General features: G+C 69.0%; 12 protein-coding genes. 6 read left to right on the top strand and 6 right to left on the bottom strand.

Annotated features, from left to right (window positions below; all coding sequences use genetic code 11):
- Positions 1-40: 40 nt before the first annotated feature.
- From I8N68_RS18115 to I8N68_RS18105, 3 genes are read right to left on the bottom strand one after another with little or no spacing between them, the layout of a single operon-like run.
- Entirely contained in the window at positions 41-895 is an 855-nt protein-coding gene (locus I8N68_RS18115; protein WP_200211295.1) for an ABC transporter permease, read from the bottom strand.
- Positions 892-1,905 carry an ATP-binding cassette domain-containing protein gene (locus I8N68_RS18110; RefSeq protein WP_200211294.1) on the bottom strand — a complete coding sequence of 338 codons (1,014 nt, stop codon included), beginning with the start codon at positions 1,903-1,905 and terminating at the stop codon, positions 892-894. The genes I8N68_RS18115 and I8N68_RS18110 overlap by 4 nt, the downstream gene beginning before the upstream one ends.
- A 24-nt stretch (positions 1,906-1,929) precedes the next feature.
- Positions 1,930-2,484 (bottom strand): NADPH-dependent FMN reductase, encoded by a 555-nt coding sequence (locus tag I8N68_RS18105; protein WP_200211292.1) that lies wholly within the window; start codon positions 2,482-2,484, stop codon positions 1,930-1,932.
- Positions 2,485-2,630: 146 nt separating this feature from the next.
- On the opposite strand from I8N68_RS18105, the gene I8N68_RS18100 reads away from it, so the two are divergent.
- The 3 genes from I8N68_RS18100 to I8N68_RS18090 all read left to right on the top strand — a co-directional run bounded on the left by I8N68_RS18100 (position 2,631) and on the right by I8N68_RS18090 (position 5,677).
- Positions 2,631-3,137: a GNAT family N-acetyltransferase gene (locus I8N68_RS18100; protein WP_200211290.1), complete on the top strand. Its 507-nt coding sequence runs from the start codon at positions 2,631-2,633 to the stop codon at positions 3,135-3,137.
- Between the two features lie 381 nt (positions 3,138-3,518).
- On the top strand, positions 3,519-5,267 hold the full coding sequence (locus I8N68_RS18095; protein WP_200211288.1) for a hypothetical protein: 1,749 nt from the start codon (positions 3,519-3,521) through the stop codon (positions 5,265-5,267).
- A gap of 11 nt (positions 5,268-5,278) precedes the next feature.
- Positions 5,279-5,677, top strand: coding sequence for a hypothetical protein (locus I8N68_RS18090; RefSeq protein WP_200211286.1), 399 nt, complete (start codon positions 5,279-5,281; stop codon positions 5,675-5,677).
- 9 nt (positions 5,678-5,686) lie between these two features.
- Here the strand turns inward: I8N68_RS18090 and I8N68_RS18085 are convergent, their stop codons facing one another.
- A complete protein-coding gene (locus I8N68_RS18085) occupies positions 5,687-6,436 on the bottom strand; it encodes an SDR family oxidoreductase (RefSeq protein WP_200211285.1) in 750 nt (249 codons plus the stop codon).
- Between I8N68_RS18085 and I8N68_RS18080 the strand changes: the two genes are divergently transcribed.
- Complete coding sequence (locus I8N68_RS18080) at positions 6,435-7,376, top strand: helix-turn-helix transcriptional regulator (protein ID WP_234040023.1); 942 nt, start codon at positions 6,435-6,437, stop codon at positions 7,374-7,376. The two genes, I8N68_RS18085 and I8N68_RS18080, sit on opposite strands and share 2 nt — an antisense overlap.
- A 5-nt stretch (positions 7,377-7,381) precedes the next feature.
- On the opposite strand, the gene I8N68_RS18075 is transcribed toward I8N68_RS18080, so the two are convergent.
- Both I8N68_RS18075 and I8N68_RS18070 read right to left on the bottom strand, forming a co-directional pair.
- Positions 7,382-8,080, bottom strand: coding sequence for a hypothetical protein (locus I8N68_RS18075; protein WP_200211284.1), 699 nt, complete (start codon positions 8,078-8,080; stop codon positions 7,382-7,384).
- An 86-nt stretch (positions 8,081-8,166) separates the two neighbouring features.
- Entirely contained in the window at positions 8,167-9,018 is an 852-nt protein-coding gene (locus tag I8N68_RS18070) for an aldo/keto reductase (protein ID WP_200211283.1), read from the bottom strand.
- 292 nt (positions 9,019-9,310) lie between these two features.
- On the opposite strand from I8N68_RS18070, the gene I8N68_RS18065 reads away from it, so the two are divergent.
- Both I8N68_RS18065 and I8N68_RS18060 read left to right on the top strand, forming a co-directional pair.
- The gene (locus tag I8N68_RS18065) at positions 9,311-9,817 is read left to right on the top strand and encodes a SigE family RNA polymerase sigma factor (protein ID WP_200211281.1); all 507 of its coding nucleotides are present in this window, start codon (positions 9,311-9,313) and stop codon (positions 9,815-9,817) included.
- A complete protein-coding gene (locus I8N68_RS18060; protein ID WP_200211279.1) occupies positions 9,814-11,163 on the top strand; it encodes a hypothetical protein in 1,350 nt (449 codons plus the stop codon). Before I8N68_RS18065 ends, I8N68_RS18060 begins: the two co-directional genes overlap by 4 nt.
- Positions 11,164-11,176 lie beyond the last annotated feature (13 nt).

Below are 11,176 nucleotides of genomic sequence, written 5' to 3'. Positions count from 1 at the left end.
GCCCGAGTCCGGGGGCGGCGCCCGTCGGCGATCGCGAGGGTCAGCGGCGGTTGTAGCGGTACATCGTCAGCGTGCCGAAGACGACCACGAAGCCGGCGCTCCAGAGCAGCAGCCACATGGTTTTCGTCGGATCGGACGATCCCGCCATCGTCGCCCGCACCGCCGCCACCAGGTGGGTGATCGGGTTGGCCTTGACGAACGCCTGGAGCCAGCCGGGCATGGTGCCCGGGTCGACGAACACGTTGCTCAGGAAGGTGAGCGGGAACAGCACCATCATGCTGACCCCCATCACGGATTTCTCGCTGCGCAGGATCAGCCCGAAGAACGTCCAGACCCAGGAGAACGCGAACGAGAAGACCACCAGCAGACCGATCCCGGCCAGCACGCCGAGCAGCCCACCGTCGGGCCGGAACCCGAGCGCCAGCCCGACGCCGAGGATGACCAGGGCGGCGAGGACGTAGCGCAGCACGTCGCCGAAGATCATGCCGACCAGCGCGGCCGGCCGCCAGACCGGCAGGGTCCGGAACCGGTCGAAGACGCCCTTCTCGATGTCGGTGTTCAGGCCGACGCCGGTGTACATCGTGATCATCACGACGCTGGTCACCATGATGCCGGGCAGGAAGAACTGCAGGTAGTCCCGCGGACTGTCGGCGAGGGCGCCGCCGAACAGGTAGGTGAACATCAGCACCATGATGATCGGGAACGCGGTCACGTCGAACAGCTGCTCCGGCACGTGCTTGATCTTCAGCAGCGCGCGCCAGCCGAAGGTGAGCGACGCCGACAGCGCGCTCGGCCGGGGCGGTCGCGCACCGGGTGCGAGGACGGTCGCCAGCGCCTCGGCGGACGGCACGTAGACGGACGGCGCCCGCCCGGTCGTGGTAGCGGCGTTGCTCATCGCGCTGCCTCCAGCTGGTCGTCCCGCTCGTCGGCCTCGACGGCGGGGTGGTCGGTCAGGGCCAGGAAGACCTCGTCCAGGCTGGGCTGGCCGAGGGAGAAGTCGTCGACGACGATGCCGGCGCGGGCCAGCTCCCCGAGCGCCCGGGCCGCCTGCTCGCTGGCGTCGAGGTCGGAGCCGTCCCCGCGGACGCGGGCCGTCAGCGCCACCGGATCCGCTTCGAGCTGCACCGGCACGCCGAGTGCCGCCTGGAGCACCTTCTCGGCCTCCGGCCGCCGCCCCGGGTCGCGCAGTCGCAGGTGGACCGTGCCCGAGCCGACCGACGACTTCAGCTCGCCCGGCGTGCCCTCCGCGATCACCCTGCCGTGGTCCACCACCGCGATCCGCCCGGCGAGCTGGTCCGCCTCGTCCAGGTACTGCGTGGTCAGCAGCACCGTCGTGCCGTGCGCGACCACCGCCCGGACGATCTCCCACACCTGGTTGCGGCTGCGCGGGTCCAGACCCGTCGTCGGCTCGTCGAGGAACAGCAGGTCGGGGGTGCTCAGGATGCTCGCCGCGATGTCGATGCGCCGCCGCATGCCACCGGAGTACTTCTTGACCTGGCGGCCGGCCGCGTCGGTCAGACCGAACGCGGCCAGCAGGCTCTCGGCCCGCTGGCGGGCGGCCGGTTTGGCCAGCCCGAGCAGCCGACCGAGGAGCACCAGGTTCTCCACGCCGGTGAGGTCCTCGTCGACCGAGGCGTACTGGCCGGTCAGGCTGACCCGGCCGCGCACCGCGTCGGCCTCGGCCACGACGTCGTGCCCGAAGACCCGCGCCCGGCCGCCGTCGGGGCGCAGCAGGGTCGCCAGCACCCGTACCGCCGTGGTCTTGCCGGCGCCGTTCGGGCCGAGCAGCCCGTAGACGGTGCCGGCGGGGACCTGGAGATCGAGGCCGTCCAGCGCCCGGGTCTCCCCGAACGACCGGGTCAGGCCGTCGGCCTCGACAGCGAGACCGGTGGTGCGCTTACTCATGATCGCAACCTTCCTCTCATCCGTTCAGGAGACGTACGGGCGCGCCGCGCGACCGTCGCGCAGCGCCAGACCCCACCAGCAGAGCTGGTCGAGCAGGACCCGGACGTCCTGGCGCAGCTGGTCCTCGGCCTGCGGCGTCGGCTCGCCGCAGAGCAGATCCACGCCGACGGTGTCGCGCACCGTCACGGCGTGCAGGGCGGTGAAGACCGTCCGGAGCTGGTCGACCGCGTGCAGCCCGACCGAACGGCAGCCGTACGACACGAAGCCGACCGGCTTGGCCTGCCACTCGTCGTACGCGTAGTCGATCGCCTGTTTCAACGAGGCCGGGAAGCTGTGGTTGTACTCGGGGGTCACCACGACGAACGCCTCCGCCCGGCTCACCTGCTGGGCGAATGCCCGCATGGTCACGGTCGGCTCCGCCGGATAGCTGGCCGGGAAGTCGTACGCGGCGAGGTCGACGACGGTCAACGTCATCTCGTCGCGCTGTTGTGCCTGGTCGACGAACCAGCGACCGACCCGGTCGCCCATCCGCCCCTCACGGGTGCTGCCGATGATCACGGCGAGCCGCAGCGGTGTCATGCTTCCCTCCCGCCTCGGTCGGGCTTCACCCTTCAGGCGCGAGACGACGGCGAGCGCCCGCTAGATCCGATCTAGCGGGTCGGATGATGTGCCGGGAATCATCGGTGGTGGCTGCTTCAATGAGCCTCCGGGAGAAGGGGGGCGACATGACCGAGGTGCGCATCGAGCCGTGGGACGAGGGCGACCTGGGGCTGCTGCGCCAGCTCAACGCGCCGGAGGTGCGGGCGCACACCGGCGGCCCGGAGACCGACGAGGAGGTGCTCGCCCGGCACGAGCGGTACGTCCGGGGACCGGGCCTGCGCAGCGGCAACATGTTCAGCGTCGTGCTGCCCGACGGCGAGAAGGTCGGCAGCGTCGGCTACTGGGCCCGGGAGTGGCGCGGCGAGCAGGTCTACGAGATGGGCTGGGCGATCCTGCCCGCGTACCAGGGCCGGGGCCTGGCGACCGCGGCGGTGCGCGCGGTGGTCGCGGAGGCCGCAGCCAGCGGGGACCGGCGCTGGGCGCACGCCTACCCGTCGGTGGACAACCCGCCATCGAACGCGGTCTGCCGCAAGGCCGGCTTCACCCTGCTCGGCGAGACCGAGTTCGAGTTCCCGCCGGGCCGGCTGATGCGCTCCAACGACTGGCGGATCGACCTGACCAGAACCGGCTGACCCTGATCGGTGCTCCTCGGAGATCAATGGGCAAAGGGGACGCTCGGCAGCTTGCCAAACGCCGGCCTCGGGAGGTACCGGGAGGTCCGGGTGCTCTACGGCTGGTCGCCGCGTGACGGGTCTTCCAATCACGCGAACTCCAACAATCGGTGGCAATGCGTTGAAGGCGCTTCCGTCCGGATCAATCGCCCGATAAGGGCCTGAGCCGCCTGTCCGACTTCCGACACTTTCCAATCGTGTCTGTTACCAGACGATTACCCTCGGACGTATTGATCAAATGGACGTCACGTCATGCGGTGGTAGCGCGAGACAATTGAACAGGAATGAGGACAGCCGGTGTCTAGACGATCCTCGGGAGCCAATGTAAAGTTGCAGCGCACCGTGCGTGCCATTCTGCTCGTGGGTGCGACCGCGCTCGTTCTGCTGGCGATCTTTGACGGCCCTGTCGGCAGTAGCGCCGTCAGAATCATCCTCGGGATCTTGGGCCTGGTTTTCATCATCGGATACTGGAATGCGGGACGAATTAGCCGGTTGTCGGACGACTTTGGTGCCGACGGGGAAGTGGCCGGCCTCGTTCCGCCTGACGTACTGGTGGCGGAGCAGGAGCGCGTTGCCCGCAAATATTCGCCACACCAGCTCGACTTCCTCGAAGAGTTTCTCGTGAAGCCGGAGACGTTCGTAGCGCGTGCGATCGAGCATGTGGAAGTAAAGGATCCCTCCCTGACGGTGACCGTTGAGTTGGTCCTCAACATCTCGGACCTCAACGCGTCTGACGGGCCTCATAAGCGCCTCATTCCGCTTGCGCGAATACGCAAAGGCGTAATGCTGGACACGCTGGAGATCCATGATGGGGCTGGGAATGCGCTTTCGCCATTGCCCTATCTCGAGACCAGGGCACTCCTGATGCTGATGATCAGGCAGCTCTTCGTTCGGACCTTCACTTTCGTCGGACAAAAGATGGTTCGTCGCGATAGGGAGTGGGTGGAGCAGGTGCGGAGGGCTCGCGATATCGCGCTCGAGTTAGTGTCAGCGGACCTCTCTCGCAACGCTGCGGTCACCACGGACATCAAGAAGGAGATTGAGGAAGCGGTGAAGTTCTGGCGGAAGCCAGAGGAAGGGAAGACCGTTAACGAGGATCTGCTGAAGCGTCTCCAAGGTGTGTGTCAGTTCTTCGAGACTCATTACCTTTTGATTGTGGAGGCAGCCGTCGAAACCCAATGCGTGCTTCGGTATTCGAGAGATCTGCCGCTCTTTATGCGGACGAGTAGCGTCCAGGACGGTCTCCGCGCCCTATTGGGACTACGGCCGTCCCGATTCACCGTTCCGCTCAGCTGGCCATTCATGGCAGGCAGTTACCATTTCCGCATCAGCGGAGAAGCATCGCTGCACATCAGTGACCATGCGTTGGTTCGGCTCGACACCAAGGAGCCTGTCACGCCGGCAACAATCAGGTCCGGCCTGGGCGAGCGCGATGGTGCCAAGTATCGGCTGCGTCCGGACGCCAAGCGTGCGATGCTGCCGCACATGCAAATTCGAGAGAACTCGGCCTTGCCGCACGGGCATGCATACCTCAGGAACTTCTGCTTTCTCAAACCTTTCGGGGCGGCAACGGTCGTAGCGTTTGAGGAGGTGCCGCCAGGTGTCCTGGGCGGCGCGGCCATCGTCTCCACGTTGAACACGGCCCTCGTTCTCTTCTTTACGGGCATCGGGACGGCTAGGGAGTTCAGCTCCGGGCTTCCGGCCTTCCTGCTGGCCCTTCCAGCGTTCGCCGCTTCCTGGCTAGGCTATTCCTCCGACAGCTATCGGATTCTACGGACATCGTTGACGGCTCGTTTGGGCCTTATCGGAGTAGGAGTAGTGTCGGTTGCTTCGGCTCTGCTCTTCCTAGGGCAGTCCCTGCAGCTTCAGCCATTGATGGAGAGGTCGCTTCAGCTCTCTCTCTTCAAAGGATCACTACGCTTTCACAATGTTTCGCCTTGGTGGACGTGCCTCGCCGTGTTCTCGCTATGCCTAACCTTTTGGCTGGCGCAGGCGCTGGTCCAGAAGTCGATGGGTTACTTCGACACGCTCAGGTCGTTGAGCAACGTGGACCGAGTCCACAAAGAATGGACTCTAGGGGGCTCCGAGTGAGGGATATTGCCGTGGCGCCGTCGGTCGGAACGAACATCTGGGCCCGCCTTCATTGGTGGCGGCAACCCCACCACAGGTTTGATCTCGACGTGCCCGCGCTCGCGGTGCTGCAGGAAAAGAATCCCGACGTGCTACGCGATGCCTACTACGTCGACACTGGTGAGCCCGTCGGAAGCGAGTTGGGGCTGCTGCAAGGCGGGTCAGAGGTGGAGGAGAAGGAAGCGAATGCGATCGAGGCGGCAAGGCTGGTCATGGAGAACTGGCGTCAACTGACTGAGACCGAGAGGGAGACGCGAATCGCCGAGATCATGCAGACGCGCCGGCAACTGGGCCTCTCCGACGGGTCGGACAGCGACCCAGCATATCCAACGCCCGCTCCGGAAGACGTCGAAAGCGATTCCTCTTCGTGATTGACCCGGCTACCAGGGCAACACCCCGTACCCGCCGCCGGCGTCCATCTGGAACCCCCAGAGCAGGCCGCTCGGCCCGTCCGCCGGCAGCGTCGCCAGGTGCACGCTGACCTCCGCCCCCTGGTCGGGGGTGCGGAAACCGGAGTTGTGGTTGAGGTCGGTGGCGCAGTAGCCGGGGTTGGCGGCGTTCACCTTGATCGGGGTGTCCCGCAGCTCCTTGGCGTACATCGCGGTGACCATGTTCAGCGCCGCCTTCGACGACGGGTACGGCACGGAGGTCAGTTCGAACAGGGCGCCCTGCGGGTCGGTCATCACCGCGATCGAGCCGACCTCGCTGGAGACGTTCACGATCCGCGCCGCCGGGGCATTCCGCAGCAGCGGCAGGAACGCGTTGGTCACCGCCACCACGCCGAACACGTTCGTCTCGTAGACCTCGCGCAGGGTGGCGAGGGTGGTCTCGCTGGGCATCGCCGAGCCGTCGGCCCGGACGATCCCGGCGTTGTTGACCAGCACGTCCAGGTGGCCGTACTCCGTCTCGACCAGCTTGGCCGCGGCGGCGACCGATTCCTCGTCCGTGACGTCCAGCGGGACGAACCGGGCGTCCGCGCCGCCCTCGCGCAGCGTCCGCTCGGCCTCCCGGCCCCGCGCCGCGTCCCGCGCGCCGACCAGCACGGTCCACCCGCGCGCACCGAGCTGCCGGACGGTGGCCAGGCCGATTCCCTTGTTGGCCCCGGTGATCAGGGCGATCGTCGTAGTCATGCCATCGACCCTGCCGGTCGGCGCGGCCGGCCGGGAGAGGCCCACCGAGGCTGGTACCGGCGGTACCGCCTTCGCGGGGCGGGGGTGCGGCAAGCTGGAGGGCATGACCACCCTGCGGCGTGCCGAGCTGGCCGACTTCCTGCGCAGCCGGCGGGCCCGGCTGCGCCCGGCCGAGGCCGGCCTGCCCGAGGGGGTACGCCGCCGCACGCCCGGCCTGCGTCGGCAGGAGGTCGCCCAGCTCGCCGGCATGTCCATCGACTACTACATCCGGCTCGAACAGGGACGCGGGCCGCACCCGTCCCGGCAGGTGCTGGCCGCGCTGGCCCGCGCGCTGCTGCTCACCCGCGACGAGCGGGCGTACCTGTTCCGGATCGCCGGGGAGAGCGCGCCCGAGTCCGCCGGCCCGAGCCGGGAGGTCCCCGACGGGCTGCGGCGCCTGCTCGACGCGATGACCGAGACGCCCGCGTACCTGGTGGACGCCGCCTACGAGGTGCTGGCCTGGAACCGGCTGGCCACCTGGTTCGTCGGCGAGCTGTCGGCGGTGCCGGCGGATGAACGGAACATGATCCGCTGGATGTTCAGCCGGACGGTTCCCGGGTCGCACTGGAACGACCCGGAGGTGCTGCGGTTCGCCCGGACCTCGATCGCGGACCTGCGCGCCGCGTACGGCCGCTACCCGGCCGACCGGGCGATCGCGGAGCTGGTCACCGAGCTGCTCGGGGTGTCACCCCGATTCGCCGCGCTCTGGGCCGAGCACGAGGTCGGCGAGCGCCGCCCGACCGTCAAGCGGGTCGCCCACCCGGAGCTGGGCCCGCTGGAGTTCGAGTGCCGGGTGCTGCACGTGCCGGAGACCGACCAGCGGCTGATCGTCTACGTCCCCGAGCCCGGTTCGGCGACCCAGGCGGCCTTCCGCCGGGTCGCCGAGCGGGTCGGCAGCTGAGGGGATCAGGCCGCCTTCTGCAGGGCGGTGACGGCCAGCGGCGCCAGCCGGATCAGCAGCTTCTGGGTGGCCGCGAGGTCACCGTTCTCGTCGGAGGCGTCGATCTCGAGCACGAAGTTCCCCCGGGTCAGCAGCAGCGTGCACTGGTGGAACGGGCGGCTGCTGGCGAGCCGTTCGCAGAAGGTGATGGTTTCCGGCCCGTTGGGCACCGGGGGAGGCGTCGGGCGCAGGATCGTCGACACCTTGCCGTCGGACGAGTATGTGTACCGCTTGCATTTAGCGAGGGTCGCCCGCAGCTCGTCGGCGAGCTTGCGGCCGGGCACCTTGAGGTAGCCGACGACGTACTGGCGGATCCAGACCTTCTTCCCCCGCCAGAGCCGCTCCCGCTGCCCGCTGCGCTTACGATCCGACGGCAGGCTGTCCCGGCAGGGCGCTATCAGCTTCACCGCCTCGGTGTTCTCCTCGGCGTAGTCGGCCGTCTCCGGGTGGAACTCGGCGTCAAGGTCCAGCATCGCGGCCTTCACCCGGCTGCGCACCTGACCGGCCGTGGTGGGCGCGGGCCGCAGCGGCGGTGGCGGCGTCGCCGAGGGTGTCGGCGGGGCGGACCAGGTGCTGGCCTGCGGGGCCGCGGTCGGTCCGCAGGCGCCGACTCCGGCGACGATCAGCAACGACAGCAGGGCCAGCGGGAGACGGCGGCGCATCATCGCGGCGAGGTGGTCCTTTCGTACGCGAGGAGGGGCCCGGTTTCGGGCCCCTCCTTACCTGCGCCGCGATTTCGTGGTGCGTTACGTCAGCTCGGTACGTAGTCGAAGGTGTCCGGGTTCGGGCCCTGCCGGCCGGCCTCGCCCTTGTCCAGGTTCGTGATCCGGTCCATCGCCGCGTCGTCCAGCTCGAAGTCGAAGATCTGGAAGTTCTCCTCGATCCGCTTCGGGGTGGTCGACTTCGGGAAGACGATGTCGCCGCGTTGCACGTGCCAGCGCAGCACCACCTGGGCGGTGGTCCGGCCGACCTCGCTGGCGATGTCGACCAGGGTCGGGTCGTCGAGGACCTTGCCCTGGGCGATCGGCGACCACGCCTCGGTGAGGATGTTGTGCGCCTTGCCGTACGCGCGCACCTCCTCGTTGCCGAAGTACGGGTGCGCCTCGATCTGGTTCACCGCCGGCACCACGTCCGCCTCGGCGGCCAGCCGCTCCAGGTGCGCCACCTGGAAGTTCGACACCCCGATCGACCGGACCCGACCGTCGCGCTGCAACTCCTCCAGCACCTTCCAGGTGGAGACGAAGTCCCCGCCGTAGAGGGTCGGCAGCGGCCAGTGGATCAGGAACAGGTCCAGGTAGTCGAACTTCAGCGCCTGCAGCGTCGACTCGAACGCCCTGCGGGCGTCGTCGGGCCGGTGGAAGCCGTTGTTCAGCTTGCTGGTGACGAAGACCTCGCCGCGGTCCAGTCCGGAGGTGCGGACCGCCTGCCCCACCTCGGCCTCGTTGCCGTACATCTCCGCGGTGTCGATGTGCCGGTAGCCGACCTCCAGGGCCTTGCCGACCGCCGCCGGGGTGTCCTTCGGCTCGATCTGGAAGACCCCGAAGCCGAGCTGCGGGATGGTGTTGCCGTCGTTGAGTGGGATGTCGGGAATCGTGTTCGCCATGCGGCTGTCTCTCCCATCGTCAAGGTGCCCGTCCGGCGCGGGAGCGCTGCCACGGCCCGCCGGGCGCGCCTTTCTCTTCCTTGTCGTACCCGACGGCGCCGCTTCGTCACCGCGGTTTGAGGGTGATCTGCGACAAGGGTCGCCTCCGGTCGCTCAGCCGGTCGGCGCCCGACCGGCCTCGAAGAGGGCCGGCCCGCGCACCCTGATACTCCAGCCCGGGTTCGTGAGTTTGGCGCTGATGCCACAACCGAATCGGATCCCGGACCACTCATAGTGTCGTGGGGAGGTCGGGTTGCGGGATGAACGGGAATACGTCGACTACGTGCAGGCGCGCACGCCGTCGCTGCGGCGGCTCGCACACAGGCTGTGCGGAGAGTGGTCGGCCGCTGACGATCTGGTACAGGAGTGTCTCGTCGCGCTGTACCGGCACTGGCGGAAGGCGTCGGCGGCGGACTCGATCGACGCCTACGTGCGGGCGATGCTGGTCCACGCCTACCTGGCCGAGCGGGAGCGCATCTGGAGCCGCCGGGTCCGCCCCACCGCCGACGTGGCGGGCCCCTGTGCTGTCCCGCTGACCGGCGCCGAGCACCGCATCGACCTGCTGGCGGCGCTCGCCAAGCTGTCCCGCGGGCAGCGCGCAGTGCTGGTCCTGCGCTACTGGGAGGACCTCGACGTCGCCCAGACCGCGGCGGCGTTGGGCTGCTCGACCGGGACCGTCAAGAGCCAGACGTCGTACGCCATCGCGGCGCTGCGACGCCTGCTGCCGAACTACGTGCCGGGAGGGTCGGACATCCCATGAGAGACCTGTTCGCCACCCTGCCGGACGAGCCGGCGCCGCCGATGCCGGCCGGCTACCTGGACACCGTGCTCACCCTGGGCCGCCGCTCGGCCCGCCGCCGGCGGATCGGCACCGCCGCGGTGTGGGCAATCGTCGTGCTCCTCCTGGCCATCCTGGTCGTGCCCGGCGTCCAGCTTCCCGTCCAGACAGCAGCCCCGTCGACGAAGCCAAGCCTGCCGGATCGCTTCGCCGGGTACTCGATGCTCACCAGCACCGTCGCGAAGGCTCCGCCCGGCCGCGCGGTCGCCCTCTACGGCTACGGCAACGGCGAGACGTTCAACATGTTCCAGTCACTGGTCGTCGGGGCCGACGGGGAGACGTACCGGCGCGTCGACGCCATGGAGGACCGGAGCCGACCGTCGGCGCTGCTCGCCCCGGACGGCACCCGCGTGCTGCTCGGCGACGACCGCGGCGCGACCGGCGACCTGATCCTCGTCGACCTGACCACCGGCAAGCGCCGATCGATCCCGCTCGGCGACCCGGTCGGCGTGCGGCTGCTGGCCTGGTCCCCCGACGGCCGCCACGTCGCGTACAGCGCCGGGCCCCTCACCGGCTCCGGCGAGTTCGGCACCGTCAACGTCGTCGAGGCCGAGGTGGCCCGCACCGGCACGCTGCGGCTGCTCGACCTGTCGACTGGACGCAGCACCGAGGTGCCGGCGATCAGACCGGCCTGGACGGCGGCGTTCGCGCCGGACAGCCGCCGGCTTGCCGTACAGGTCGGCCAGAAGGCCCACCTCATCGACCTCGACGGCCACGAGTACGGCAGCGTCCAGATCACGGCCGGACGCGAGCTGGCCGCCAACGTCGCCTGGTCGCCGGACGGCAGGTTCCTCGCCACCGTGCCATGGCTCTACGACGGGCCGTTCAACGGCACCACCGGCGGCGACACCGGCCATGGCACCTTCCTGTGGAAGGTCGGCAACGTCGAGTTCGTGCCCGTCACGGGCGCCAGCACACCACCGGCGCCGGTCCAGGATGTCGTGCAACTGCTCGGCTGGCGCTCCGCGGGCAGTGTGGTCGTCGCGACCATCAACGCCGAGGGTCACGCGTCATTGGCGGAGATGCAACTCGGCTCCGGCACCCGCCGGACAATGTCCCGCTTCGACACCGGCCACAACTGCGAACTGGGCATGCAGACCTGCCAGGTGTTCGACCTGCAGCTCGCCACCGGTCTGGTGTCCGACCTGACCGTCCGGCACGCCGGCCGCCCCCAGCGCGGCCCCTGGCCGGCCGCCCTGACGATCCCCGTCGCCACCGTAGTCCCCGCCGCCGCCCTCCTGCTCTGGCGCCGAATGCGCCGCACCTGACAACCCACGGCAC

Origin of the sequence: Micromonospora coerulea, assembly GCF_016598485.1 — a bacterium.
Lineage (GTDB): Bacteria > Actinomycetota > Actinomycetes > Mycobacteriales > Micromonosporaceae > Micromonospora > Micromonospora coerulea.
Note: the sequence above shows the minus strand (reverse complement) of the source record. Positions and strands in the feature narration are given on the sequence as shown.

Excerpts from the sequence above, each read along its gene's own strand:
- I8N68_RS18110 (WP_200211294.1), bottom strand. The coding sequence starts at position 1,905 with ATGAGTAAGCGCACCACCGGTCTCGCTGTCGAGGCCGACGGCCTGACC.
- I8N68_RS18060 (WP_200211279.1), top strand. The coding sequence starts at position 9,814 with ATGAGAGACCTGTTCGCCACCCTGCCGGACGAGCCGGCGCCGCCGATG.
- I8N68_RS18105 (WP_200211292.1), bottom strand. The coding sequence starts at position 2,484 with ATGACACCGCTGCGGCTCGCCGTGATCATCGGCAGCACCCGTGAGGGG.
- I8N68_RS18070 (WP_200211283.1), bottom strand. The coding sequence starts at position 9,018 with ATGGCGAACACGATTCCCGACATCCCACTCAACGACGGCAACACCATC.
- I8N68_RS18075 (WP_200211284.1), bottom strand. The coding sequence starts at position 8,080 with ATGATGCGCCGCCGTCTCCCGCTGGCCCTGCTGTCGTTGCTGATCGTC.
- I8N68_RS18100 (WP_200211290.1), top strand. The coding sequence starts at position 2,631 with ATGACCGAGGTGCGCATCGAGCCGTGGGACGAGGGCGACCTGGGGCTG.
- I8N68_RS18085 (WP_200211285.1), bottom strand. The coding sequence starts at position 6,436 with ATGACTACGACGATCGCCCTGATCACCGGGGCCAACAAGGGAATCGGC.
- I8N68_RS18115 (WP_200211295.1), bottom strand. The coding sequence starts at position 895 with ATGAGCAACGCCGCTACCACGACCGGGCGGGCGCCGTCCGTCTACGTG.
- I8N68_RS18080 (WP_234040023.1), top strand. The coding sequence starts at position 6,435 with ATGCCATCGACCCTGCCGGTCGGCGCGGCCGGCCGGGAGAGGCCCACC.